Source organism: Mediterraneibacter sp. NSJ-151, from assembly GCF_022487435.1.
GTDB classification, from domain to species: domain Bacteria; phylum Bacillota; class Clostridia; order Lachnospirales; family Lachnospiraceae; genus Schaedlerella; species Schaedlerella hominis.
Genome location: NZ_JAKVPP010000005.1, coordinates 61,029 through 86,427 on the forward strand (window position 1 = coordinate 61,029; position 25,399 = coordinate 86,427).

Consider the following 25,399-nt stretch of genomic DNA (forward strand, 5'->3'; position numbering starts at 1 on the left):
TCACTTCCTTTTCCGCTTCTGCGCATTTGCGCCACTGCAGACCTCAGTAATTTCCTGAGTGATTGCAGCCTGTCTGGCTCTGTTATATTCAATAGAAAGTTCTCTGATAATATCCTGTGCACTGTCTGTTGCTGTCTGCATCGCAGTCATTCGAGCATTATGCTCACTTGCATATGCCTCAACCAGACAACCATAAATCATACCTACAATATAGTTTGGTATAATAATGTCCATCACTGCCTGTGCAGATGGATACAATGCAATCGCTTCACGATACACGTTAAGCGGCATCTTCATCTCGTTGAATGAGCTTCTCTCCAGCGGAAGCAGACGAACCTTCTCCACTTCAGACTGAATTGAATTTTCCATTCGTGTATATACAATATATACTTCGTCCAGCTCTCCATTTTCAAACTGTTCAAGAAGAGTTGCGGCAATATCTCTTGCCCGGTGCATCGTTGGTTTCTGTACAGTGTACTGGAAATTTGTGTCAATCTTTACTCCACTTTTAGCAAAATAATGTCTTCCCAACTCACCTACAACAAATAATTTGTGCTCTCCCGGACCTGCAAGTATCTCTTCTTCTGCCTTCACCACATTGTGATTGTAGGCTCCTGCCAGACCTTTATCCGCAGTTACTACGATTGATGCGATCTTACGCTTCTCTGGCGGAATCTCTTCTCGAAGATCAAAAAACCGTTGCTTCTCCATCTCCGGTACATGTCGGAGAATTCGTGAAATTTCTCCCTGCAAGCCATAGAAATACGGCTCTGTGTCAGCCAGTTTTTTCTTTGCCTGACGCATCTTTGTCGAAGAAATCATATACATGGCATTTGTAATCTTCATCGTGTCTTTTACACTATTAATACGAGTCTGTATTTCTCTGATATTTGCCATCTTAACACCTGCTCTTCTTAAATTCCTTTGCAGTCTCTACAATCTTCTCTGCCAGTTCATCGGACAATACCTTTGTCTCTTCAATTTCTTTGCCGATTTCAGGATGTTCTGTTGCAAAATACTGCAACATATCGTGCTGGAATTCTTTAATTTTTGCTTTTTCAACTCCAAGCATCACTTTATTTCTTGCAGTACATAATGTAATAACTTTTTCTGCCAATCCCATCGGTGCTCCTAATGGCTGCTTCAAAAGTTCCATCAAACCGCTACCATATTCCAGCTGTTCTTTTGTTGCAGCATCCAAATCTGAACTGAACTGCGTAAATACTTCCATCTCACGATACTGGGCAAGATCGATACGAAGACTTCCTGCTGCCTTCTTCATTGCTTTTGTCTGTGCATCTCCACCTACACGGGATACAGACAAACCAACGTTAACCGCCGGACGCATACCAGATGCAAACAAATCACTTTCAAGGAAAATCTGTCCGTCTGTAATAGAAATTACGTTTGTAGGGATGTATGCAGACACATCACCAGCCTGTGTTTCAATAATTGGAAGTGCTGTAATAGAACCTCCGCCAAGTGCATCACTCAAACGGCTGGAACGCTCCAACAGTCTTGAATGCAGATAAAATACGTCTCCAGGATATGCTTCACGTCCAGGCGAACGTCCAAGTAACAATGATAATGCACGGTAAGCAACGGCATGTTTTGAAAGATCATCGTATATGATTAATACATCTTTTCCTTTGTGCATATAATATTCAGCCATAGCAGTTCCTGCATATGGAGAAATATATTGAAGTGGTGCACAATCACTCGCTGTTGAAGCAACAACGATTGTGTAATCCATCGCACCTGCTTCTTTAAATGTATTTACTACCTTAGCAACTGTAGATGCTTTCTGACCAATTGCAACATAGATACAGATTACATCTTTTCCCTTCTGGTTCAAAATTGTATCGGTAGCAATTGAAGTTTTACCAGTCTGACGGTCTCCAATGATCAACTCACGCTGTCCACGTCCAATCGGGAACATAGAATCGATTGACAGAATACCTGTCTCCATTGGTACACTTACCGATTTACGGTCAATAATACCAGGTGCTTCATTTTCGATTGGGCGATAACCATCTGCTTCAATCTCACCTGCTCCGTCAATTGGCTCGCCGAGTGCATTGACAACTCGTCCGATAAATTTATCTCCGACCGGAACACCGGCCTTTTTCCCTGTTCGAGCAACTTTTGTTCCTTCTTTGATCTCTGTGTCATGGCCAAACAAGATACATCCGATAGCATCTTTCTGGATATCCTGAACCATTCCCTTCAGACCATTTTCAAAGGTAAGAATTTCCCCGTACATGGCGTGATCAATCCCGTAAATGGTTGCGATTCCGTCACCGACTGTAATTACAGTACCGACTTCGCTGTCCTTACTGATCTGATCAAAATTCTCTATTTCATTTTTCAGAATAGAAATGATTTCTTCTGAATTGATTGAACTCACCTTGTTCACCTCCAGGTCAATTTTTGTTCTAATCGTGTCAGTCTTCCTTTCAGACTCCAGTCATACTCATCATTTTCAACATGAAGAATAAATCCACCAAGAAGAGACGTATCTTCTACAATTTGAATCTTCACATCTGCTTTCTGATATTTGTCACAAAGGAATACCTTCATCTTATCGAGCTGTTCCTCACTTGGAGGCTCTACACAGGTCAATACTGCCGTCAGAATATGAGCCTGTTCATCGCAATATTCATCATACGCATCAAATATCTCATTAATCAGATTGACACGCTGATTTTTACATACGACTTTCAGGAAATTCTTCATACTCTCCGGAAACACCTGATCGATGACGCTCATTTTTATTTTTGCAGAAATCGTTGGATTGATAAATACTTCTCTCAACTGTGGTACTTCTGCAAATGTTTCTTTTGTTTTCTCTATATCTGTTTTTGGAACGTTAAGCTCATACAACACTCGCGCATAATGTCCTGACATTGATGAGCGGTACATCCGTTTAATCGATGTCTGTGTTTCCATGAGCTTCACCTACTCCTTCCAGAAACTGATCATAAATTCCTTTGTTTCCTTGATTCTCTGTCTTTTCATCAACAATCTTCTTAGCTGCCTGCATTGCAAGTCCCGCAATTTCTGACTGCAATGTATTCATTGTCTGCTGACGTTCAACCTCGATTGTCTTCTTCGCATTTTCCAGCATAATTCCTGCTTTTTCATTTGCCTCTGATAAAATACGATTGTATTCTTTCTTAGCTTCTGCATGTGCTTTATCAACAATCTGGCTGGATTGTTCTTTTGCTCCGCTCAGGGCTTTCTCATAATCTGCCTTTAACTGCTTTGCTTCATTCTGTGTATCTGTTGCATTCTGAAGTCCATCAGCAATCATTTTTTCACGTTTTTCCATAATGCCCATAACCGGTTTAAATAAGAACTTTTTCAGTAAAAGATAAAAAATCACAAGGTTTATAATGGTATAGATAAGGCTTGCATTAAACTGTATCACCTTTTACACCTGCCTTTCTTCTTTACTCGTCTTGCTAAACAACTTCTTATTTCAGCATTAAGATAATTAACAGACCAATAATGAAACCATAAATAGCAGTTGCCTCTGCAAGTGCACAACCAAGGATTAAGTTCTTACTGATTTTGCTTTCTGCTTCCGGCTGTCTTGCGATAGCATCAACAGCTTTTGCTGTTGCAATACCAATACCAACTCCTGCTCCTAAACCTGCTAATACTGCGATACCTGCTCCAATTGCAATAATTGTTCCCATAATTCTAATCTCCTTTTTCTTTTTTCACCAAATGATTGTAATTTTATTATTCTTTGCACAACTCTCTGTGAATCTAATAAGTTATTCCTGTTCTTCATTCATAAACAATGCTGTCAGGAACACAAATACATAAGCCTGTAATAATCCATCGAATATATCAAAATAAAAACTAAATGGGATAGGAGCCAAAACCGGAACTACTGTCTTCAAAAGTTCCATAATAACAAATGCTCCCAACACATTACCAAATAATCGCATACAAAGCGACAGCGGTCTGATTACAATTTCCAAAATCATAATCGGTGCTACAAATGGTACTGGTTCAGCAAAATGCTTCACCCAATGCTTCACTCCATTTTTATGAATTCCTGAATACTCAATAAGAATCATACTCATAATTGCTATGGCTGCTGTAACATTCAAATCTTTTGTCGGCGGCTTAAACCCAAAAAGACCTATAATGTTTGAAATTCCAATATAAATCAGAACAGTCAATAAGTATGGAATATATTTTCTGTTTTCCTTACCCATGACATCTTCGAAGAAGTTCTGACCCGTGCTAATAGCGGATTCTAATAACAACTGCCCTTTCCCCGGATTCTCAACTTTTAGATTTCTCACAAAGATGATACACAAGGCGACTATCACTGCCATGATAATCCATGTGACGACTATCGATTCCTTAATATCCAGCAACCCATTCAAGAATGGAATCTTTATGACCGTCTCACACTGCAGTTCTTCCAGCAACCTGTCTGTCAAATTGCCCGTATCGCTCCCTCCCTTTCTTTATCAAATTGTTATTTACGATAAGGTTCCATTTAATAAGAAGAAACTCCTCATTTTAGGTACAAAAAAAGAACTTCTTTCACAGAAGAACTTTTGCCTTATCGCATCTTTTAAGATTGTATCTCTCAAAAGCTATTGTAAATATACTCCCACAAAATTCTTTTGTCAATCTTTTGTTATTGCTGTTTTTACTTCTACTTTTTATCATTTTTTCATGGAATTTTTATTCAAAATTCCTTTTATTTTTATTGATTTATTTCTCTTTTTCATGCATTTTTTCTTCCATTTTTTTTGTACGGAAACACATTCCCAAATTTGTCGTCACGTATTTATTCTATTTACCACGAAAAAATGTGAATTTTTGTGAAATTTGCACACTGCTTTCTTTATTCATATATATTTCATCCATTTACTTTTATCATTTTTTAACGCATATAAATACTTTCACTCACATTCTCCCCAATAGATTGTAGGACTGTTTCTGTTATTACTGTGAATTTTTTGTAAGGAACGTATTGCCACTTAATGAACTAAATAGCAATCCCTCTCGCTTCCGCTATCTTCTCCTTCGCAGTCTGCCAGATCACATACTCATCCTCTCCCGGCATCCCAATACTTACTCCCTTTTTTCGATATTCCATCTGACTGTTCAGCACAATCTTCCCTGACATATGATAAGACATAATCCCAGTATATGGAATCAGCTTCTTGATTGCCTCTGCACTAATCCCGGACGCTGCAAGAATCTCAATTCTGCTCTGGGATTTTTCTTGTAATTCTTTCAGAATTGTTCTTCCTTCCCACGCAGTTTCTTTCTGACCACTTGTAAGAATCGTATCAAAGCCGATTTCTATTGCCTCTTCCAATGCCTTCATTGGATTTACACACACATCAAATGCCCGATGTAGTGTTTTCTTTTTATTTCCTGCTAGTTTAATCAACTCTTCCATTCTTTCCACATCCAAGTTGCCATCTGGACGTAACAAACCAATGACGATTCCGTCAGCACCCGCCTCACAATACATCTGTACTTCTTCTTTTAATTGCTCAAACTCATATCCGTCATAACAATAATCCCCATATCTTGGACGAAGCAGTACACGTACCGGAATATCTGTGTTCTTTCTCACCTGATCATATAATGCTTTTCCCGGCAACACCCCGCCAATAAGCAAATTACTGCACAGCTCCAATCTGTCTGCGCCGCCTTCTTGTGCATAAATAGCAGACTGTACACTATCTACACATGCCTCTAATATTATTTTTTTCAATTTGATCATTCCTCTACTTTCATAACAATTCAATATTCGCTCTGCTCGCATTTTCAATTTTATTTTTACATCTGCTTTCTCACAATGCGGTATTCGTCTCCAAACTGATAATATGGACAATCATGAAAGCTTCCCTGAACGAATCGATACATTTCGTCCTCATCCAAATTTTGTGCACAAACATAGTATTCATATTCTTCGTCATACTCATAATTCATACAACTCTCACAATTCACATTGCTCTTCTTTTTCTGCAAAGTTATCCACCTCCGGACCATTTTTTTCACACTTATTATTCACATATCCCGGTAATTTTCTTATTATCAACGTTATTTATGCATCCAATGCTTTCAACTGCTGATATACATACGCCACCGGAAGTCCGACCACATTATAATAATCTCCTTCTATCTTGTCGATGTATGCAGCAAATTTTCCCTGAATTCCATATGCACCTGCTTTGTCCATCGGTTCTCCACTCGCAATGTAGTTCCGAATCTCCTCATCACTCATTTCATGTACAAATACCTCTGTCCTTTCTGCATGACAAATTTCTTTGGCTTCGCCATCTTCTCCATACACAAGCATTGCAACTCCTGTATAAACCTGATGTGTATCTCCTGCCAGACTCTTTAACATGTGAAATGCCTCCGCTTCATCTGACGGTTTTCCCAATATTTTATTATCATGAACAACAACCGTATCCGCTCCGATTACAATTGTATCTATCACATTTCCTTCCGCTTCTTCCAGCTCCATTGCCACATTTCCTGCTTTCATCAATGCCAGTTCCTGAACAATTTCTGTCGGAATTGCACTTTCATATATTTCTTCCTTATCACTTGTTTTAATTTCGAATTCTACGCCAATCCGCTCTAATAACTCTTTTCGTCTTGGCGAAGCCGATCCAAGCACGATTCGCTTTTTATTTTGTTTTGTCATGTAATTCCCACGCTTTCTTCAATAATTCCGGCTGTTTCACCAGCTCTGTTGCCCCCAGTGCCATACACTCCGCCACATACAGCATCGCTTTTTCCCCAATACTCATGCCAACCTGTGCTGTAGCTGCCCAGTGATGCAATGGCGTTCCTTTACACATTGCCGCTGCGCTCAACATTACTGTTGGAACTGTATGGCTTACGTCAGACACATCTGTTCCAATCGATAAGATAACCGGTTTTTCTTCTAAAGGCTCTAATCCTGTGAAATACACTCCATCATTTTCCAGCCCCGCCTCTTCGCTGATTTCTTTTGCAAATAAAATTTCTTCATCTGTATACTCCGGTGTCTGGATTTGTTCCATTGCATGATAAAATGTCTCTGCCAGGACACGATTCACTTTCATTTCCTTATTCTTTGTCACACGTTCAATTTCGACTCTTGTTCCAGTCATAAGTGCCGCACCTTTTGCACAATTATCTACCCTCTCAGATGCATCTTTTGTTCTCTCCCACTTTGCTGAACGGATAAAATAATTTGTTGAAGCATATGGCGGTACAATATTAGCCGGACCATCCGTATTGGTATAAGTGTAATGCATCCGTACATCATCTGCCACATGTTCCCGCAAATAATTTACTCCCACATTCATCAATTCTGCTGCGTCAAGTGCACTCCTTCCCATTTCCGGATGCTTTGAGGCATGTGCAGCTTTTCCGTAAAATTTATAGTTTTTAATATCCTGAGCCTGCCAGATATCGTAACTCACACGATTTCGATCAAACGGATGCCATGTGATCGCTGCGGATAAATCATCAAACACTCCCGCCTCATTCATACGAATCTTACCAATTACAATCTCCTCTGCCGGGCATCCATATACACGTATCGTTCCTTCTTTTTCTTCCGTTTCCATCCAGCTTTTAAGTGCTCCGGCTGCCCCGGCACATGCAGTTCCAAGTAAATTATGACCACATCCGTGTCCCGGTCCTTCGATTGCTTTTCGTGTACTGCAGGTTTCCTGTCCAAGTCCCGGCAAGGCATCATACTCTGCCAGGAATCCGAGAACCGGCTTACCATATCCCCATTCAGCGACAAATGCTGTCTCAAATCCGGCAATTCCCCAAGTCACCGTAAATCCCTGCTTTTCAAGATAATCTGCCAAAATCTTCGAAGACACCTTCTCCTCCAAAGAAATTTCAGGATGTTTAAAAATTTCATTTGCTGTCTCAATCAGGTCTTCTCTATTTGTATCCACCCATGTCGTAATCTGTTTTCTTGTATCCATACTCACTATTACCTCATTTTCCTAGTAAAATTTCTTTCATATTCTAACTTTTGAGATTATATTTCCCGGATCATACAATACTGCTTCAAATCAAAATGTGAATTTTCCACCACACCATATACTTTAAATCCAAGATGCTCATAAAACGGTACATTCTGCGGATTGTGCGTCTCTAAGGACAGCATCAAATCATTCTTTTCTGCATGTTCGATCAATTCTTTCATCAAATGTTCTGCCAGTCCATGATGCTGATGGCTCGGTGCAACCGCTAAATATATAATATGTATCCTCTTTGTCTGATGGAGCTGACTTGTCCAGCTTGCATTCAAATAATCCTTGCCAAGTGCAAAATTCCAGAATGTTTTCAGGCTGTGGTCCTCTTTGATCAAGCTTTCGTCTGTTCTAATCGTTCCTCTAAGCTGTGCCAGATAATGGTAGATTGGATTCTGATGCTCCGTCTCATCCGACACTACAAGAATGCTGTTGAGTTCCTCACTATCGGAATAGATGTCACAGGTTTCAAAAAATTCTGTCAAGTCACTCTCAAACAGCTCCGGTAAAAGTCGTTCCCTTGTTTCTTCATCTTCAATCAACGTACAATAGAGCGGATCTTCTGCAAAACATACCGTCAGTATTCGCTTTAATCTCTCCAAATCCTCTTCTTGTACTTTATATAAATTATCCATTATAACTCTCCCATCATTTTTCGGATTTTCTCCAACGAACGAATCATGTATCGAATATCATCCTCATAACAATTTTTCTGTCTGTAAATAGCTGCTTCCAATCGTCTTATTTCCTCATTCAATTTCGGATTCTCTTCCTTCATCTTACCTCTCAACCGTTGCACGATTCCATAAAGATTCTCATGGTGCCAGATTCTCCCTGCGCCCCACATTAATCGTTCCTTCGGCTGGTGTAAAATATATTCTGTAAAATGATAATACACTTCATCATCAAACAAAAATGCAAAACAGTTATTATCTACTTTATAAATGGATTCCAGTGTATCATGAATTTTTCCCTCTTTCAACGCATCCAACGCACACTTAAGTTCCCTGATATTGCGTTTCACCGCCTCCTGTGGAAATTTTACCTCATCTTCCCAATCCAGACGCGTAAAATAATCTTGTGTTTTTTGATAAATTTGAAGCAATACTTCTCCCTTTTTCGAATATTGCTCCCGATAAACTTTTCGTTCTTCCTTTGATTCCAAATTTTGATATTCCAGATTTACCCTCTGTATCCACTCGTATATCTCGTCTGCCTGGTAGATTCCGCAATCTATCAGTCTTTCTAATACATGAATCGGATTGTCCTTCACCTCGTCTGAATGTTCTTTTTCCTGAATCACAGCATTCTCTGTTTCCTGCAATATCTCCTTCTCATCCAGACTTTCTTTCATTGCCTTAAACATCCTTCCAAAATTCAGCGGCGGAAGTACCAGTTTGTCCATTTCCAAGATCAATCTCAAATACAATTCATGGTGAAAACGATACACCGGTTCTTCATACAGTTCTTCATTGTCATACTGAGAGTGATAATAATTTTCCATAAATGGTCCGTCACTGAAATCATTTACCAGCGAAGGAATTCCTGCAATTGAGATGGAAAAATCATCCGACCATGTCTCAATCGGATACAATACCGTTATTCCATCCGGATATGCTTTTTTCGGTACATCAATCTGTTTTATAAACTGTTCGAAATAATCCGCATATTCATATGTTCCTCGGATTGCATCTCGACTGTGATGTGCATGTGCCGGCAATTCAAAATTCAAATCCGCGATTATATGTCCCCTCCACTCCGGATGCACTCGAAAGACCTGATTGTATGCACCGGTTGACCAGTCAAATTTAGAATCTGATACACCCCACTCTTCTGCAGCCACCGCGCAAACCACAATCGTATGTGCCGGGCGATAACCGCCCTCCAACATTGCCTTCGCCATTCCGATAATCATTGCGACTGCGGCATTGTCATCCTGAAATCCATCAAAATATGAATCATAGTGTGCCGTCAACAAAATCATCTGTTCCGTCTCTTCTCCCGGAATCTTTCCCACAATATTATATGCCGGTACATTTCGCCGAACCATAGATTTGGCATCCAACCATACTTTTGCTGAAATTGGCTGTTTTACTTCCACACATGTTGAACCCATATTATACTCAGCCGATATTCCCATACATTCTTTTAACTTCTTTGCATCTGCCTGTGACATGGAAAATGCTGCCGCATATTCCGGACCTGCGATATCCTGTGCATTTAGAGAGGTATCGTATTTTTCTCCATATCCATGCTCCTGCACTGCAATAAATCCGACCGCACCTTTCAAATATGCCTGATAAGCAGGATAATTAATCCACCATTCATCCCGCTGATTGATTTCTGCAAGAACTAATTTACCTTCTACATCCATCCCTTCATAATCTTCGGCAGTTCCTTTATTCACATATACAATATCATACTCTTGAAATCCATCCGTTACAAAGTTGGTCTGATACGCTCCTAACTGACAACTATATTCCTTCCCTTTTTTGTCTTTGAATTTCAAAACAGCTTTCTCAAACTCCCACGAATCCAGACGGAATTCATCTTTTGTCACATCCGACAAACCAATCCGTTTCATTTCCTCATACAACATATTACCTGTGGCAATCTCTGCCTTTGAGCCTGCTGTTCGATATCCCAGCACCGGATTTGTTTTTTCCTTTTCCATTCGTTTTGCAAGTTGATACGAATATTCAACATCCAACTTGCTCAAACATGTCTGCAGCTGCTCTTCCCACAATTCTTTCTGTTTTATTACTTCCATGATGCATCTTCTTTCTTTTCTGACTAAATCTATAAACTGTCTGTTCCATAAGAACACGCAATGATAATCTTTTGTTTTCTATTCCCCATTATAACGCACTCTGGTATATTCTCAATATATTTTTATCTCTGTCTCTCTTTAAAAAATTGCCAAATAGTTACTGTTCACAGTATTTGTGAACAGCAAGAGGCATCCTGGCGGAAACGCCGGGATGCCTCTATATTTATATGAGCTACCATATAACCTTATTTAATTATGCCATTATTCAAATTTCTATGAGCACGGCAACTATTTTGGTTACTGTTCACTCCCGTGTCAATCACTACGCTGATTGGCACGGAGGATGCACGTTTTATCTTGAACGGCATCTCGCCCATCGCCAAAGGCGATTTAAAATGGCGAGATGCGTTACTGTTCACAGGTACTGTGAACAGTAACCTATTTTGTCTCTCCGTCATATTCTCTGATTTTCTGTCTTACAGGATAGATAAATGTTGGAGATACTGACAATTCATCTACACCCATCTCCATAAATCTGTCGGTAAGTTCCAGATCTGCTCCAAGTTCTCCACAGATTCCAGCCCAGATTCCGGCCTTATGAGCATTTTCAACAACCATCTGAATCATTCTTAAAACTGCTTCATGATGAGGATTATAGAACTCATCTAATTTTGCATTCTGACGGTCAATTGCTAATGTATACTGTGTTAAATCATTTGTACCAATACTAAAGAAATCAACTTCCTTTGCAAGCAGATCACTTAAAATTACTGCTGCAGGCGTCTCAATCATAATTCCCTGTTCTACATTGCCATATGGGATTCCTGCTTCATCCAGTTCAGCCTTTACTTCTTCCATAATAGCTTTAATCTTGCGAACTTCTTCAACAGAAATGATCATTGGATACATCACTGCGATATTACCAAATGCACTTGCTCTTAAAAGTGCACGCAACTGTGTCTTAAAGATTTCCGGTCTTGTCAGGCAGATGCGGATAGCACGAAGTCCCATTGCCGGGTTTTCTTCTTTATCTAACTCAAAATAATCTACCTGTTTATCAGCTCCGATATCCAATGTACGAATAATAACCTTCTTACCTGCCATCGTCTCTGCTACCATCTTGTAAGCCTTAAACTGTTCCTCTTCTGTCGGATATGTATCAGACTCCAGATAAAGGAATTCACTTCGGAACAATCCTATTCCAGCTGCATCATTTTCCATTACAGATTGAAGATCTGATACAGAACCAATATTTGCAAAAAGCTTAATTGCTTTTCCGCTCTTTGTCACAGTCGGTTTACCCTTCTGTTCTGCAAGAAGACGTCTTCTTTCCTGTTGTTCTGCCTGTTTCTTCTGATACTCTTCCAATACATCTGCTTCTGGTTCGATAATAAATTTACCACTGAATCCATCAATGATCGCCTGTTTTCCATTCCATTCTTCTTTAATATCTACTTGAATCAGAGCAGGAATATTCATTGTTCTTGCAAGAATTGCTGTATGAGAATTAGAAGACCCAAGTCTTGTAACAAAACCAAGTAATTTACTCTTATCCATCTGAACAGTCTCGCTAGGTGCAAGATCCTCTGCAACAATAATAGATGGCTCATCAGACACTTTCGCTTCTCCGATTCCCATCAAAATATTAATGATACGTTCAGAAATATCTTTAACGTCCACAGCTCTTGCCTGGAAATATTCATCATCCATTGCTGCAAACATTGTCGAAAAATTGTCTCCTGTAGTAGCTACTGCATACTCTGCATTAAGTCCCTGACTAGTAATAATATTTTTAACAGAATCATTGTAATCATCGTCTTCCAACATCATCTGATGTACTTCAAAAATCTGTGCTTCAGATTCGCCCACTTCTTTGAGGGCTTTCTCATACAATGCTCCCAACTGTTCAATTGCTGTTGCCAATGCTGCTTCATAGCGTGCAATTTCAGCTTCTGTATCCTCAACTTTTGTACGTTTTACCTGTTTCTGCTCTTTTGCAAAAAACGAAATCGGACCGATTGCAATTCCACCGAAAATAGCTTTTCCCTGAATAATTTCCATAATGACCCCGCCTTAACTTAATAATAAATTTATAACTGTCCAGCACACCCTATTTCTGTACCGAACAGTTATTCAAATGCTTCTTATTCTTCTAATTACAGATTTTCTTTGAAGAATGCTTCTAATTCTGTAGCTGCTGCATCAGCATTGTCACCTTCAACAGTTACTTCAACTTCCATATCTTTCATAACTCCCATAGCCATGATTGCCATGATCTTTGTAGCATCTGCTGTTTTTCCATTGCATGCAAGTGTGATTTTTGCTCCAAGCTCTTTTGCTTTCTTAACCAGAAGTCCTGCTGGTCTTGCGTGAAGTCCTACCTCATCTGTGATTACATAAGTAAATTTTGCCATTGTTTTGTCCTCCTCTTATTATCTTTCTTTTATCATATTTAATGCTGTTTTTAACACTGCCTCTGCATCCATCGATGCATAAGCCTGAGAGTCGATTACCGCAATTGGGGTTCCGGTCGATTCAAACTGTTCTTTCAAGACATCATACTTATATCTGACCTGTGGTCCAAGAAGCAATACATCGGTTGGCTTGTCATACTTTTGAAATGCAAACTCTGCCATCGCATGAATCTCTACTTCTATATTCTGCTCTGTCGCTATCCTTCTCATTTTATTAACCATGAGACTGGTAGACATCCCGGCGTTACAAAGTAATGTAATGTACTTCATATCGTTTCCTCTCTCTCTTAATCCCTACTTTACCATTCCTTTACATAAAACTCCAACGAAAAAAAAGCCACATTTAATGTGGCAATTTTTGTATTACTATTCTAACCTGGATTTAAAAAATTCAAGAATGCCTCTGCATTCTTGCTGCGAGATGCGCGTCATGCAATGCATGACATACTTCTTCTGCGCATCTCTGCAATCCTGCCGGAGGCTATATCAGATGGGGGATTGACTCCCACCACTGATACTGATTTGTTACTCGCCACCTACAGAGGTGGGAGTCATCTCACATCTGATATAATCAGATCAGACATTTTTATTTTTTCAGCATTCCAATTAAAGAGTCAAATGTTCTTCTGTGTATAAGCTCTGAAATATCTTCTGTCCTCAGCAATAAATCCGTAGTTGCTTCATAAAATTTTTGAATGTCCGGATCTTCCTCACTTCCTATCAGAGTCAAAATAATTATTTGCACCTGTTCTCTATTCCAGATTATCGGCTTTTCTAATATAGCTACTGCCACTAACGTAGTTTCCAAAAATACTTTATCAGGATGCGGAATTGCAACCAGATTGCCATAGTCTGTAGGAGACAATTCCTCTCTGCTTAATACAGATGCAAATAAATCTGCCGCTGATACAATATTTCCCCATACAGTATTCTTTCTCGTAGCCATCTCCACACGACCACATAATTTTGCCAACACTTCATCTCTTGTTGTTCCGTGTATATCTGTAAAAAATAATTCCGGCCGATAATATTTTCTCAAAAACTCTTTGCTTTCCTGCTCAAACAACTTTCTGACCGCTGTAATATCGCTCTCTTTTAAGAAAGAACTCACTTCTAAAATCGGCACCGGTACATATGTCTGAATTGGAACAGTTGTAAAAACATAATCTACTTTTGAAAAATCAAATGTTTCCACTTCATACAGATTACATACATATATTTCTTTGATATTTTCTTTGAACTCCTGGCTATATCGGTATTTCAAAAGCTGCGAACTGCTTCGTCCCGAAGCGCATACGATTAGAATGGAATATTTCTTCTTGTCACTCTCCCTCTGCTCAAGAGCCAGTTCAAAAATTTCAGCCAGTTCTCCTATTTCATCCTCGGAAATATCACATTCATAGTATTCTTTCAAAATAGATGACACTTGAAATGCGACTGTATACGCAAAAATATAATTCTTTTTAATTTCTTCCAGCATCGGATTTCTGAAAAAAATATGATACTTTAATCGAATACTAAGCGGAACCAGATGTTGATTCAATTCCATACGCAGTCCCAGATTATTGCGAAAATCAATTTGAAATTCTCTGTAGACCATATTCAACATCTGATCTACAAGCTCATCCATCTCGCTTTGCATCACAAAATTGTCTTGCCGCTGTCCTTCCTTCACTATACCTTTTCCCGCCAATTGCAGCAACAGATACTCCTGCTCCACTTTTGGAAATGTCACATGATATTCTCCTTCAATAAACTCTGCCAGTTCTTTAATAAACTCCGTCTCGGCTTGTCCTGTTTTCAGACCCTGCATCTCCTCCACAAATTGTCCTTGACGGATTCTTCGAATCGCAATATAAATATGCTCAATAAAATCATTATATGCGATTTCCGAAAATTCTATCCCGTACTTTTGCATACACTGATAAACGTGTTTGCCAAGCGACTGAATCTCCTGCGTCTGATAAATTCTTCCAACACCTTCTAAGCCGTCCTTTTTAACAAACACATCCATCATACATTGACGGATATCAAATTCTCGTCCCTTAACCTTAATTCCATAGTTCGGCTTCTTATCTATCGTAATATGATATTTTTGATAAACTTCCTCTACCTGACGAAGCGAATTCGTAAGAGTTCCTTTCGAAATATAAAGAAACTCACATAAATTCTCTGACTTCACATAATCCTTCTGATTCAACAAATATGCAAGTAAATAATGAATACGTTCCCTTGATGTTGCCGGAATTTGTCCTTCATCATGGATTCCATTTTTCAAGAGTACCTCTATCTGTTCTTTTTCTTCCTTATTCAAATAATATCCATAACGTGGCTTTGAAGAAATCGCCACATCATATTGCGTCAGCTGTGAATTTAACTCTTTAATTCTTGTTCTTACCGTTTTAACACCAATACCGAGCTTTTCTGACAATTCTGTTGCTGTCATATATTCCGCTTTTACTAATAAATGTAAAATCTTCTGTTCCTGTGAATTGAACATCCTCTGACTCCTTTCGCAACGATTTCCTTACATATTCTCATTGTAACATACTTTCACCTTGTTTTTTAAATCTGTTTTTTACCACTTTTCTTTCTTATTATCTGTTAATTTAAATATTTTTAATATTTTTTCTGATTTCCTATTGACTTTTTCAGCATAGTAAGATATTATAAAGACAACAAAACAAGGAGAACAAAAAACTCCTCAGAAAATAAATCTTATTTAAAGATAAAATTTAAAGAAAGAGGTACGGACCACCAGAAAGAGTAATTTAAAACAGACACAATATTAATGAAAGAGAGGTAAAGTCCAATGGGACAGACATAAAAGAACAATATTTAATTTAATGAAAGAGGTAAAATCCAATGGGACGTTAAATAAAATATTCGAATACAAATTTAACGAAAGAGGTAAAATCCAATGGGATACTAAATAAAAACTGAATATCCAAATACGTGAAAGAGGTAAAATCCAATGGGAAATTAAAATAAAATACCATAAGAATACTATTTGAGATAATAGTTTTAAATAGATATCAAATAAATAAGGAGGACAACATCCGATGGATGAAATAATTTAAAGTCCACTGTACTACAATTATTATGATAGTGCAGTGGATTTTAGTTTGTTCTTTTTTAACATCCACATTTTGTTTTATACAAAAAACACGCCATTTCCTTCAACATATGCTATGATAATCATATGTTTTAGGAGGCTTATTTAAATGGATAATTTAATTTTTAGCTTGAATGCTACTGTCCCAATCTTTTTACTTATGGTTCTGGGACTATTTTTTCGAAAATTGAACTGGATTGATGAAGAATTTGCCACGAAAATGAATGCTTTTGTATTTCGTGTCCCACTCCCGGTTATGCTATTTGCTGATTTGGCAAAAGTTGACTTTAAAAGTGCCTGGAATGGTAAATTCGTTCTTTTCTGTTTTATAGCAACACTGCTGAGTATTATTTTAGTTGCGCTTTTTTCTCTTCTTTGGAAAGATAAAACCATTCAGGGAGAGTTTATTCAGGCGTCTTACCGAAGCAGTGCCGCCATTCTCGGTATTGCATTTATTCAAAATATATACGGCAATACCGGTATGGCTCCGCTTATGATTATCGGAAGCGTTCCTCTCTATAATATTATGGCAGTTATTGTCCTGTCATTTTTCCAGCCGGAACAAAAAGGCCTTGACTCGAAGGTTCTGAAAAAGACTCTGATCGGGATTCTCACAAATCCGATTATTCTTGGTATTGTTGCCGGATTTGTATGGTCTGCACTAAAAATACCAATGCCACAGATTTTAAATAAGACTGCAACCAGCATTGGAGCTACCGCAACACCGCTTGGGTTAATGGCTATGGGAGCTATGTTTGATATTCACAAGGCTCTTGGCAAGGCAAAACCTGCAGTTACCGCAACTTTTATCAAACTTATCGGTCTTTGTACCATATTTCTTCCGATTGCAGTTTTGCTTGGATTTCGAAACGAAGAATTACTTGCGATACTCGTAATGCTCGGCTCAGGAACAACTGTTGCCTGCTATGTCATGTCTCGTAATATGGGGCATGAAGGTGTATTAACATCCAGTGTTGTTATGCTGACAACATTGTTTAGTTCCTTTACCGTGACAGGGTGGCTGTATATTTTAAAAACACTTGAATTAATTTGAAAAAACCACCGGCAGAATCTGTTCAAACGATTCTGCCGGTGATTTTTTATATATCTAACTTACTCAATGCTGCTTTATCTGCAATCACTGTTACATCATGATGTAATTGAAGTATTGATGCCGGCACATGTGGCGATATCTCCTCTCCAAACGATTTTTTCACTGCCTCTGCTTTATCTTCTCCACTAATAATAATGAGAATTTTTCTAGCTGACATAATTGTTCCTATTCCCATGGTATATGCCTGTTTCGGCACCTGTTCTTTCGATTCAAAAAAACGTTGATTTGCTTGAATCGTTTTCTCTGATAAAGAAACACAGTGTGTTTGTTTTACAAAAACTTCAGCTGGTTCATTAAAACCAATATGACCATTGTGTCCTAATCCTAATAACTGAAGATCAATACCACCCAGACCTGCAATTAGGTTCTCATATCTTTGACACTCTTCATCTTGATTCTCATTCATTCCATCCGGCACAAATGTATTCTGTAATTCAATGTTTACTCTTGAAAATAAATGCTGATTCATAAAGTAATGATAACTCTGCTTATTTTCTGCATCAATCCCCTTATATTCATCCAAATTTACTGTATGTATTTTCGAAAAATCTAAATCTCCTTTTTTATACCATTCTGTCAATTGGTCATAAACTCCTATCGGAGTAGATCCTGTTGCTAATCCGATGACTGATTCCGGCTTTAATATCATTTGTGCAGAAATAACATTTGCCGCTTTTCTACTCATATCTTTATAATCCTGTGCTTCTATGATCCTCATATTGGGTCTCCTTTATTTTTATGCGATTTCTTTCCAAAAATGTTTTACTGCCTCAGCAACACCATCTTGATCATTTGAAAGTGTAACAAAATCAGATTTTTCTTTTAACACTGGTTGTGCATTATCCATTGCCACACCTATTCCTGCATATTCAATCATCGTAAGATCATTTAGCCCATCTCCACATGCTACCATCTCTTTTCGAGAACAATCCAGATATCGCAAGAGCTTTTCTAAAGATTTTGCTTTATCAATTAAAGGTGGCATAATTTCCAGGAAAAACGGTTCAGATCGATATATACTTAACTCATCTTTAAAATATTCTTGTAATTTTTTCTCTAATCTTTCTAAATAAGTTCCATCACCTGTAATAAGACATTTTGTAATTGGGAAGGAAATATATTGTATAAAATCTTCTACTCCTTTTATTTTCATCTTATTAATAAAAGATTCTTTTTCTACATAAAAATCTTTCGGCGTTTCTGTTATCAATGAATCATTTTCATATGTGAGAAGTGCTACTTTTTTATCCTTTACCTGCTCATAAATTTCTTGAACATACGAATATTCTATTGTTCGTTCAAATATTGTTTTTTTTGTACTACACTCTACAATCTTTCCTCCATTAAACGCAAGAATATAGCCACCATATTTTTCTAATTCCAACTCTTTTGCTATCGGCCAGATTCCATACTCTGGACGACCTGATGCAAGTACAATATGTACTCCTTTTTTCTGTAAATTTAATAATATTTTCTTAGTATAATCTGTAATTTTTTTCTTTGAATTTGTTAATGTTCCATCTAAATCAAGAACAAGAACTTTATATTTCATTCTATATCTCTCCAATATTCAATTTATTATGTTTCTTAAAAGCTAATTTCCACCATCATATTATATAAATCCATATCCAATGGTTTCTTCATCTTCAGCGCTTCTTGGATATCATAATCTACTAGATTTCCCTGTTGCAAAGCAACTACACGATTGGTTTTGCCCTCTTCAAGAAGCTTTACTGCATAATATCCCATGCGAGTTGCGTTTACCCTATCTTTCAATGTCGGATTTCCACCTCTTTGAATATGCCCTAATATTGTGGCACGACTATCAATTCCTGTTTTTTCCTGAATCTGCGTAGCTATTTCTACAGGGTTTCCGTACCCTTCTGAAACAATAACAATAAAATGATCTTTTCCTGACTCACGAATCTTTTTAATATTTTCTACAACATCATCAATTGGGGTAGGAATCTCTTCCGTGATAATCTGGACAGCTCCTGTTGCAATACCTGTATTTAATGCAATATGTCCTGCATGTCTTCCCATTACTTCGACTACACTACACCGCTCATGTGACTGACACGTATCATTTAATTTGTCTACACATTCTACTACAGTATTCATTGCTGTATCATATCCAATTGTATATTCTGTTGAAGCAATATCATTGTCTATTGTTCCCGGAACCCCAATACAAGGTAAACCTAATTCTGACAAATATCCTGCTCCTCGATATGAACCATCTCCCCCTATTACAACCAAGCCATCTAATCCGATTTCTTTTGCATTATGAAATGCTTTTTCACGATATGACGCTTCATAAAACTCCATACATCTTGCTGTCTTTAAAATGGTTCCGCCCGAATGAATTATTCCTGAAACACTTTCTCGATCCATAACATGATAATTTTTTTCAAGAATCCCATTATATCCTTTAATAAATCCTATCGGTTGAATTCCATTTGCAATTGCTGTTTTTACAACTGCACGAATTGCTGCATTCATTCCCGGAGCGTCTCCTCCACTGGTAAGTACTCCTATTTTTTTCATTTTGTTCACCTTCCTATTGCAAAAGGGAAGCAGTTCCACCTGCCTCCCTTTCGTTTATTTTATATTTATTAGTATTCCATCTGACGATAGTATCTTCTAGTTGTAAGTGGATGATTTCTCTCTTTTTCAAGATGGCAACTTAATCTTTCTGTAATCGCATACATGATCATTGGAGAAACAATTTTTCTGTATTCAGCATCTGTAAATGGAAGTTCAACTTCTTTTGTATCAAAAATATTAATAACTTTTGTTACTTTCTCAGAGAAGTTTTTAACACGATCCATTAATGGTCTTGTCTCATCTTCTCCGTAGAAGAGGATTAAGCTTGTATCTTCTTCTACAAGTTCCAGTGTTCCATGGAAATATTCTGCTGCATGGATAGATTTTGTTTTAATCCACTGCATCTCTTCGAGGATACACATTGCATAGTCGTAAGCTTCTCCCCAAAGCATTCCAGATCCGATTACCATATGATAATCTGTATCTTTATGTTCTACTGCCATTTTTGCACATCTATCTTCATACTGCTCTTTTGCTTTCAAGAGATATGGAACAATCTTGCTGTACTGCTCTACAAACTCATCATATTTATCAAATTCTCCTGCATTCTTTTTGAATCTTGCCAGTAATGTAATCATATATGTATAAATTGCTTCACACAGGCAATCATCTTCTGCGAAACTGAAGAACTTATAATCTGCATATTCACAAGCTGGTGTATTATCATTTGATACATATACCAGAGTTCTTGCTCCTGCTTCTTTACAATATTTGATTGCTGCTACAATCTCTTTTGTATTTCCACTTCTTGTAGAGAATACACATACTGAATCTTTTGTGAATCTCTTATGTCCTGATACCATGAATTCTGCTGCAATTACTGAGTGTGTTTCAATCTCTGAAGTTGTATCAAACCAATATTTCATTGGAAGTGAATGTGCATAAGTTCCGCCGCATCCAATAAAGAAAATGTTTGAATACCCCTCCTTGCAAATCTCATCAACTGCTTTCTCAATCTGTGGTCTTAATGCAATTGCATCTCCTACAACTTTTTCGTAACGTGGTACATCAAAATTAAACATCTTATTTTCCTCCTTAAATTTAAGTGTTATCTTGTTCGTTGATGTAATAATACATCATATAACATTATATGTAAAGTAGTTTTTTTAATTTTTTAAAAATTTTTTTATTTCATTCAAAATATCCAATAGTTCCCGTGGCTCATTTATAGAATAATCTGCCATTTTCAGCTCTTCCTCTGTTCCACATCCATATTTACAGGCAACAAACAAAATACGATTTGCCTGCGCTGCTTCAAAGTCATAACACCTATCACCTACTAATATTGCGAACTCTGGATTTTCATCCTGTAAAAAACGGGCTAATGATTCCACTTTTCCTTTTCCTGGAATAATAGGTCTTACTCGATCTATTTTTTCACGCAAATCAAGTTTGTCCAATACCTCTTCTATATACTCTTCATCGGCGTTTGAGCATACTGCTGTTTTATATCCTCTTTCATGAAGAGAATCCAGCATATCTCCTACACCTTCATATTCCTCAACAGAATTATGAAATATTGTTCTATAATAACCAGATACTAATTTCCAGAAATTATCCGCTTCTTCGCTTTTTTTCTGTCCAAAAAATTTGAGATTGGTCACTTCTACCGGTTCACCTATCGTGCAGCGAATAGCATCTTCTGTCCAAACTGGTATATTCATTTTTTCCATTGCCAATTCAATTGATGGAATCATAAATTTATCTGTTCGACTCAATGTTCCATCTAAATCAAAAATAATATATTTCATTTCTATTCCTCAATCTGATTTTTAAACCCAAAGCCACCCTCTCGCAAGCAGTTGTCTGATGAATAATGTGCTGCATCATCCATGGCTGCCTTTATCACATCTGCCTGCAAAACAACGCCCTTTTTCCATCCTTTTTTCAGCAAAGATACAATCAATGCCGCAAGATAAGAATCACCTGCTCCCATTGTGTCAACAGGTTCTACAAAATAGACTTTTCCTTTTATAAATTCGCTTCCATTGTAAAAAATCTGTCCACGGCCACCCATAGTCGCAATTACATTTTTGCACCCATGCGCATAAACTTTTTTTAATAGTTCCTGTATTTCTGGTTCTTCCATATGGTCGCAGGAAAATTGTCCCAATTCCAAGTATGGACATGTCATATTTAAAAACTCTTCTGTACGATATTTATCTTTTACTGAAAAATCAAAGGTCACCATTCCTGTTAAATCTTTTAATTTATATACATCTTCATGCAATTTGGCATTACAACTTGTATGGATCACGTCAAAAGTTTTTAGATATTCCACATCTTCTGTACGAATTGTCGTTGTATGTGCCCATTTTGTCCCCAAATCACATCCTATATAATGTCTTTCACCATCAATTACATTCACATCACATTTTTTTGTTGTTGCTTCCGGATCAAAGATACATTGAGATAAATCTACTCCTAAACTTTCCAAAGCATTTTTCAATATTTTTCCTTCTCTGTCTGCTCCGATGCTTCCTACATATGCAGCCTCTGCGCCAAGAAGTGCTGCATGAGCAGCAACGTTAACTGCATTCCCACCTGGGAACATAATCCCCATATTCATATAACGATCTATTACATTATCGCCGATTCCTGCTATTTTCATATTTTTTTACCTCTAAAAAAGGACACCGCAAATTCTATTCGCGGTATCCTACTCATTAATCTAATATTCTACTTTTCTATAGTAACGTCTAATATCAAGTGAATGATCTCTAATTTGTTCAAAATTCTTGCTCACTCTGGACAATACCGCGTTAATCACAACCGGAGAAAGCATCCATCTAAATTTGTCACTAATACCAGGCAATTCATAATCTGCTGTATCAAATACTGTAAAGTCATCTGTATACTGTCCTACAAAATCTTTTACTCGCTGATCCAATTTTCTAGTCTGTCCTTCTGTCATATTTAAGGCTACACAAACTCCTTTTTCCACCAATTCAATTGTTCCGTGGAAAAATTCCGGAGATGTTACAGATTTTGTTCTCAGCCACTGTGATTCCTCTAATACGCACATTGCAAATGAATATGTAGGTCCCCACAAATTACCTGAGCCAATCCAAATCTGATATGGATCATCTTTATACTTCTCTGCATATGCTCTTGCTTTTGGCTCACTTGCTTTGCCTACAGATACCAGAGCTGCCGGAAGATTCTTCAATTCATCTGCAAACTGTTTGTAATCATTAAAGAATCCTTTATTTTCCAACAATTTTCCGATTAGCATATACAAAACATACTCTTGTGGTCTTCCGTCTTTGTATACAACTGAATAATCTGATAACTCACCCAGCGGCGAATTGTCAACTCCTAAAACAGACACAATCGTTGCTCCTTTTTCTTTGACATACTTAGCTGCTGCAACTGTCTCTTTTGTATCTCCTGATTTTGATGCCATAAATACTAATGTCTTATCTGTAAGATGATTATTTCCCTCAACAAGAAGTTCTGCTGAAACCTGTGATTGTACATTCAGATTGGACATTACTGAAATCATATAGTCAAAAGGCTGCATCATAGCAAGTGAACCACCTGAAGAAGTAAACAAAATATTGTCAAACCCTTTCTCACAAACAGCATCTGCTATTTTTTCAATCTCTGCTCTCTGAGCATAAATATATTCTCCGTTTTTCAAAATCTGGTTTTCATCAAACTTTACCATCATGATAATTTCCTCCTAAATCTAAATTAAAAAATACCTAAAAGTGCTCCAACAATTCCTACGACCATAAGCACGATCAATATCCATGAAACTTTGACTTTTTTCTGTAAAAGCCCATAAATTCCTAATGTCATTGCAAATGGAACGAGGTTTGGCATAATACCATCTAAGATTTCCTGTACCTTTACTGCTGCATCGCCACTTCCGATAGCTCCAGCAATATTAACCGTTATCATACTCGGTATCATTGCACCAATTACCATAAGTCCAAGTACTGCTGCACCAAATGTCAATTTAGGCATCATACCTGATTCTTCAATTTTATTCAGAAAACTTGTTCCAAATTTATATCCGAATTTTAAGCAAATATATCGAACTGCAAATGCCGGCACGTTGAATATAAGCCAAAATAAAAGTGGTCCTAGGATACTACCTTGCATAGCAAGGGATGTACCTATTCCTGTTGCAATTACTCGAAGTGTTCCCCAGAACATAGAATCTCCAATACCTGCTAATGGTCCCATCAATGCAACCTTTACATTGTTAATAGATGATGTATCGAAATCTTCATTTCTAGCGTTGCTCTCTTCCATTGCTGTTGAAATTCCAAATACCGCCGTTGAAATGTATGGTGTTGTATTAAAAAATTCCATGTGGCGTTTTGCTGCTGCTATCTGATCTTCTTTTTTCTGATAAATCTTTTTAATCGCAGGAAGCATTGCAAAACAATATCCCATATTCTGTTGTCTCTCATAATTCCATGAGTATTCCAAAGATAACGAACGTAAAAAGATTGATCTTAATTCCTTCTTTCCAATTACATTCTTCTGTTCTGCTGTATTAGAAGTCATCATCTTCCACCTCCTGTACTGCTACTTTCTGTGTTCCCTGCATCTGCACAAGGATAACTGCTAAACATCCTGCCATCATTGCAATTCCAAGCATTGGAATCTTAAGGTAAGCAGCTAATGCAAATCCAAGAATAAAATATACCATTGTTTTCTTAGACAAAATCATCTGTGCAAGCAGAGCAATTCCAAGTGCCGGAATAAATCCTGCTGCTGCCACAAGTCCATTCTGAACAAACTCAGGAATCGCTTCAAGAACTCGGTTCATAACTGGTGTTCCAAGATAAAATGCTACTGCACATATAATTCCTCTTGGTAAACTTTTCACCACAAATCCACCTAGTATATGCATTCGCTCCATTCCTTTAAAATCGCCTTTTTCTATATAGTTATCAGCTTTATGTAAAAAGAATGGAAGTATTCCAAGTGTAAGTACATTGTCAACAACCAAATATAACGTTGCAATTGGGAATGCCAGAGCCAGCGCTACATCTGCACCTTTTCCCGTTGAAATTGCAAATGCAGCACCTAAAATACCACCTGTGATTACGTCTGGTGGAACTGCTGCTCCAAGTGTAATAGAACCAATAAATACCATCTCAAGGGTTGCACCAAGAATGATTCCTGTTTTCAAATCACCCATAACCAATCCAATAAGCATTCCTGTAATGATTGGACGTGATCCTAAGTTTGTTCCAAACATCCACTCAAAGGTAACAAACATGGCAATCAACCCTATTAGAATTGCCTGAACTAACATAA

General features: G+C 37.7%; 26 protein-coding genes. 1 reads left to right on the forward strand and 25 read right to left on the reverse strand.

What is annotated here, in order from left to right; genetic code table 11:
- The 16 genes from atpG to LQE94_RS06515 form a co-directional block, all read right to left on the reverse strand.
- Window positions 1-897: an ATP synthase F1 subunit gamma gene (gene atpG, locus LQE94_RS06440; RefSeq protein ID WP_022075255.1), complete on the reverse strand. Its 897-nt coding sequence runs from the start codon at window positions 895-897 to the stop codon at window positions 1-3.
- Between the two features lies 1 nt (window position 898).
- Window positions 899-2,407 carry a F0F1 ATP synthase subunit alpha gene (gene atpA / locus LQE94_RS06445; protein WP_022075254.1) on the reverse strand — a complete coding sequence of 503 codons (1,509 nt, stop codon included), beginning with the start codon at window positions 2,405-2,407 and terminating at the stop codon, window positions 899-901.
- Window positions 2,408-2,412: 5 nt separating this feature from the next.
- Entirely contained in the window at window positions 2,413-2,949 is a 537-nt protein-coding gene (atpH, locus tag LQE94_RS06450; RefSeq protein ID WP_022075253.1) for an ATP synthase F1 subunit delta, read from the reverse strand.
- Window positions 2,927-3,430 (reverse strand): F0F1 ATP synthase subunit B, encoded by a 504-nt coding sequence (gene atpF / locus LQE94_RS06455; RefSeq protein WP_022075252.1) that lies wholly within the window; start codon window positions 3,428-3,430, stop codon window positions 2,927-2,929. The genes atpH and atpF overlap by 23 nt, the downstream gene beginning before the upstream one ends.
- Before the next feature lie 46 nt (window positions 3,431-3,476).
- Window positions 3,477-3,701: an ATP synthase F0 subunit C gene (atpE, locus tag LQE94_RS06460; RefSeq protein ID WP_022075251.1), complete on the reverse strand. Its 225-nt coding sequence runs from the start codon at window positions 3,699-3,701 to the stop codon at window positions 3,477-3,479.
- Between the two features lie 81 nt (window positions 3,702-3,782).
- Window positions 3,783-4,448 carry a F0F1 ATP synthase subunit A gene (locus LQE94_RS06465; RefSeq protein WP_240577325.1) on the reverse strand — a complete coding sequence of 222 codons (666 nt, stop codon included), beginning with the start codon at window positions 4,446-4,448 and terminating at the stop codon, window positions 3,783-3,785.
- Window positions 4,449-5,020: 572 nt separating this feature from the next.
- Window positions 5,021-5,761, reverse strand: a complete 741-nt coding sequence (locus LQE94_RS06470) for a copper homeostasis protein CutC (protein WP_276312707.1) — start codon at window positions 5,759-5,761, stop codon at window positions 5,021-5,023.
- Window positions 5,762-5,826: 65 nt separating this feature from the next.
- Window positions 5,827-6,018, reverse strand: coding sequence for a DUF6472 family protein (locus tag LQE94_RS06475; protein WP_276312708.1), 192 nt, complete (start codon window positions 6,016-6,018; stop codon window positions 5,827-5,829).
- Between the two features lie 76 nt (window positions 6,019-6,094).
- Window positions 6,095-6,703 (reverse strand): Maf family protein, encoded by a 609-nt coding sequence (locus tag LQE94_RS06480; RefSeq protein ID WP_240577282.1) that lies wholly within the window; start codon window positions 6,701-6,703, stop codon window positions 6,095-6,097.
- Complete coding sequence (locus LQE94_RS06485; RefSeq protein WP_240577283.1) at window positions 6,687-7,988, reverse strand: amidohydrolase; 1,302 nt, start codon at window positions 7,986-7,988, stop codon at window positions 6,687-6,689. The genes LQE94_RS06480 and LQE94_RS06485 overlap by 17 nt, the downstream gene beginning before the upstream one ends.
- Window positions 7,989-8,044: 56 nt before the next feature.
- Entirely contained in the window at window positions 8,045-8,674 is a 630-nt protein-coding gene (locus LQE94_RS06490; RefSeq protein ID WP_022075245.1) for a GNAT family N-acetyltransferase, read from the reverse strand.
- The gene (locus tag LQE94_RS06495) at window positions 8,674-10,809 is read right to left on the reverse strand and encodes a M28 family peptidase (RefSeq protein ID WP_240577284.1); all 2,136 of its coding nucleotides are present in this window, start codon (window positions 10,807-10,809) and stop codon (window positions 8,674-8,676) included. The genes LQE94_RS06490 and LQE94_RS06495 overlap by 1 nt, the downstream gene beginning before the upstream one ends.
- Before the next feature lie 438 nt (window positions 10,810-11,247).
- The gene (gene ptsP / locus LQE94_RS06500) at window positions 11,248-12,870 is read right to left on the reverse strand and encodes a phosphoenolpyruvate--protein phosphotransferase (RefSeq protein WP_240577285.1); all 1,623 of its coding nucleotides are present in this window, start codon (window positions 12,868-12,870) and stop codon (window positions 11,248-11,250) included.
- Window positions 12,871-12,965: 95 nt separating this feature from the next.
- Window positions 12,966-13,223, reverse strand: coding sequence for an HPr family phosphocarrier protein (locus tag LQE94_RS06505; protein ID WP_022075242.1), 258 nt, complete (start codon window positions 13,221-13,223; stop codon window positions 12,966-12,968).
- A gap of 18 nt (window positions 13,224-13,241) precedes the next feature.
- Window positions 13,242-13,553: a PTS sugar transporter subunit IIB gene (locus tag LQE94_RS06510; protein ID WP_022075241.1), complete on the reverse strand. Its 312-nt coding sequence runs from the start codon at window positions 13,551-13,553 to the stop codon at window positions 13,242-13,244.
- Window positions 13,554-13,869: 316 nt separating this feature from the next.
- Entirely contained in the window at window positions 13,870-15,783 is a 1,914-nt protein-coding gene (locus tag LQE94_RS06515) for a BglG family transcription antiterminator (RefSeq protein ID WP_240577286.1), read from the reverse strand.
- Between the two features lie 724 nt (window positions 15,784-16,507).
- Here LQE94_RS06515 and LQE94_RS06520 point away from each other — a divergent pair.
- Window positions 16,508-17,452, forward strand: coding sequence for an AEC family transporter (locus LQE94_RS06520; RefSeq protein WP_240577287.1), 945 nt, complete (start codon window positions 16,508-16,510; stop codon window positions 17,450-17,452).
- A 46-nt stretch (window positions 17,453-17,498) separates the two neighbouring features.
- Here LQE94_RS06520 and nagB read toward each other — a convergent pair whose 3' ends face one another.
- The 9 genes from nagB to LQE94_RS06565 form a co-directional block, all read right to left on the reverse strand.
- Window positions 17,499-18,230: a glucosamine-6-phosphate deaminase gene (gene nagB / locus LQE94_RS06525; RefSeq protein ID WP_022075238.1), complete on the reverse strand. Its 732-nt coding sequence runs from the start codon at window positions 18,228-18,230 to the stop codon at window positions 17,499-17,501.
- 18 nt (window positions 18,231-18,248) lie between these two features.
- Window positions 18,249-19,064 (reverse strand): Cof-type HAD-IIB family hydrolase, encoded by an 816-nt coding sequence (locus LQE94_RS06530; protein WP_022075237.1) that lies wholly within the window; start codon window positions 19,062-19,064, stop codon window positions 18,249-18,251.
- A 35-nt stretch (window positions 19,065-19,099) separates the two neighbouring features.
- The gene (gene pfkA, locus LQE94_RS06535) at window positions 19,100-20,059 is read right to left on the reverse strand and encodes a 6-phosphofructokinase (RefSeq protein WP_240577288.1); all 960 of its coding nucleotides are present in this window, start codon (window positions 20,057-20,059) and stop codon (window positions 19,100-19,102) included.
- A gap of 68 nt (window positions 20,060-20,127) precedes the next feature.
- Complete coding sequence (locus tag LQE94_RS06540; protein WP_117542426.1) at window positions 20,128-21,141, reverse strand: SIS domain-containing protein; 1,014 nt, start codon at window positions 21,139-21,141, stop codon at window positions 20,128-20,130.
- Window positions 21,142-21,225: 84 nt separating this feature from the next.
- Complete coding sequence (locus tag LQE94_RS06545) at window positions 21,226-21,870, reverse strand: HAD family hydrolase (protein WP_118737699.1); 645 nt, start codon at window positions 21,868-21,870, stop codon at window positions 21,226-21,228.
- Between the two features lie 2 nt (window positions 21,871-21,872).
- Entirely contained in the window at window positions 21,873-22,730 is an 858-nt protein-coding gene (locus tag LQE94_RS06550; protein WP_022075233.1) for a PfkB family carbohydrate kinase, read from the reverse strand.
- 60 nt (window positions 22,731-22,790) lie between these two features.
- Window positions 22,791-23,792 carry an SIS domain-containing protein gene (locus tag LQE94_RS06555; protein ID WP_022075232.1) on the reverse strand — a complete coding sequence of 334 codons (1,002 nt, stop codon included), beginning with the start codon at window positions 23,790-23,792 and terminating at the stop codon, window positions 22,791-22,793.
- 23 nt (window positions 23,793-23,815) lie between these two features.
- Window positions 23,816-24,643, reverse strand: coding sequence for a PTS system mannose/fructose/sorbose family transporter subunit IID (locus tag LQE94_RS06560; RefSeq protein ID WP_022075231.1), 828 nt, complete (start codon window positions 24,641-24,643; stop codon window positions 23,816-23,818).
- Window positions 24,630-25,397 carry a PTS mannose/fructose/sorbose/N-acetylgalactosamine transporter subunit IIC gene (locus LQE94_RS06565; RefSeq protein WP_022075230.1) on the reverse strand — a complete coding sequence of 256 codons (768 nt, stop codon included), beginning with the start codon at window positions 25,395-25,397 and terminating at the stop codon, window positions 24,630-24,632. The genes LQE94_RS06560 and LQE94_RS06565 overlap by 14 nt, the downstream gene beginning before the upstream one ends.
- Between the last annotated feature and the right edge of the window lie 2 nt (window positions 25,398-25,399).

What these genes read in the sequence shown, in the direction of transcription:
- atpG (WP_022075255.1), bottom strand. Translation starts at nt 897, where the DNA reads ATGGCAAATATCAGAGAAATACAGACTCGTATTAATAGTGTAAAAGAC.
- atpH (WP_022075253.1), bottom strand. Translation starts at nt 2,949, where the DNA reads ATGGAAACACAGACATCGATTAAACGGATGTACCGCTCATCAATGTCA.
- atpE (WP_022075251.1), bottom strand. Translation starts at nt 3,701, where the DNA reads ATGGGAACAATTATTGCAATTGGAGCAGGTATCGCAGTATTAGCAGGT.
- LQE94_RS06480 (WP_240577282.1), bottom strand. Translation starts at nt 6,703, where the DNA reads ATGACAAAACAAAATAAAAAGCGAATCGTGCTTGGATCGGCTTCGCCA.
- LQE94_RS06485 (WP_240577283.1), bottom strand. Translation starts at nt 7,988, where the DNA reads ATGGATACAAGAAAACAGATTACGACATGGGTGGATACAAATAGAGAA.
- LQE94_RS06490 (WP_022075245.1), bottom strand. Translation starts at nt 8,674, where the DNA reads ATGGATAATTTATATAAAGTACAAGAAGAGGATTTGGAGAGATTAAAG.
- LQE94_RS06495 (WP_240577284.1), bottom strand. Translation starts at nt 10,809, where the DNA reads ATGGAAGTAATAAAACAGAAAGAATTGTGGGAAGAGCAGCTGCAGACA.
- ptsP (WP_240577285.1), bottom strand. Translation starts at nt 12,870, where the DNA reads ATGGAAATTATTCAGGGAAAAGCTATTTTCGGTGGAATTGCAATCGGT.
- LQE94_RS06505 (WP_022075242.1), bottom strand. Translation starts at nt 13,223, where the DNA reads ATGGCAAAATTTACTTATGTAATCACAGATGAGGTAGGACTTCACGCA.
- LQE94_RS06510 (WP_022075241.1), bottom strand. Translation starts at nt 13,553, where the DNA reads ATGAAGTACATTACATTACTTTGTAACGCCGGGATGTCTACCAGTCTC.
- LQE94_RS06515 (WP_240577286.1), bottom strand. Translation starts at nt 15,783, where the DNA reads ATGTTCAATTCACAGGAACAGAAGATTTTACATTTATTAGTAAAAGCG.
- LQE94_RS06520 (WP_240577287.1), top strand. Translation starts at nt 16,508, where the DNA reads ATGGATAATTTAATTTTTAGCTTGAATGCTACTGTCCCAATCTTTTTA.
- nagB (WP_022075238.1), bottom strand. Translation starts at nt 18,230, where the DNA reads ATGAGGATCATAGAAGCACAGGATTATAAAGATATGAGTAGAAAAGCG.
- LQE94_RS06530 (WP_022075237.1), bottom strand. Translation starts at nt 19,064, where the DNA reads ATGAAATATAAAGTTCTTGTTCTTGATTTAGATGGAACATTAACAAAT.
- pfkA (WP_240577288.1), bottom strand. Translation starts at nt 20,059, where the DNA reads ATGAAAAAAATAGGAGTACTTACCAGTGGAGGAGACGCTCCGGGAATG.
- LQE94_RS06540 (WP_117542426.1), bottom strand. Translation starts at nt 21,141, where the DNA reads ATGTTTAATTTTGATGTACCACGTTACGAAAAAGTTGTAGGAGATGCA.
- LQE94_RS06545 (WP_118737699.1), bottom strand. Translation starts at nt 21,870, where the DNA reads ATGAAATATATTATTTTTGATTTAGATGGAACATTGAGTCGAACAGAT.
- LQE94_RS06550 (WP_022075233.1), bottom strand. Translation starts at nt 22,730, where the DNA reads ATGAAAATAGCAGGAATCGGCGATAATGTAATAGATCGTTATATGAAT.
- LQE94_RS06555 (WP_022075232.1), bottom strand. Translation starts at nt 23,792, where the DNA reads ATGATGGTAAAGTTTGATGAAAACCAGATTTTGAAAAACGGAGAATAT.
- LQE94_RS06560 (WP_022075231.1), bottom strand. Translation starts at nt 24,643, where the DNA reads ATGATGACTTCTAATACAGCAGAACAGAAGAATGTAATTGGAAAGAAG.
- LQE94_RS06565 (WP_022075230.1), bottom strand. Translation starts at nt 25,397, where the DNA reads ATGTTAGTTCAGGCAATTCTAATAGGGTTGATTGCCATGTTTGTTACC.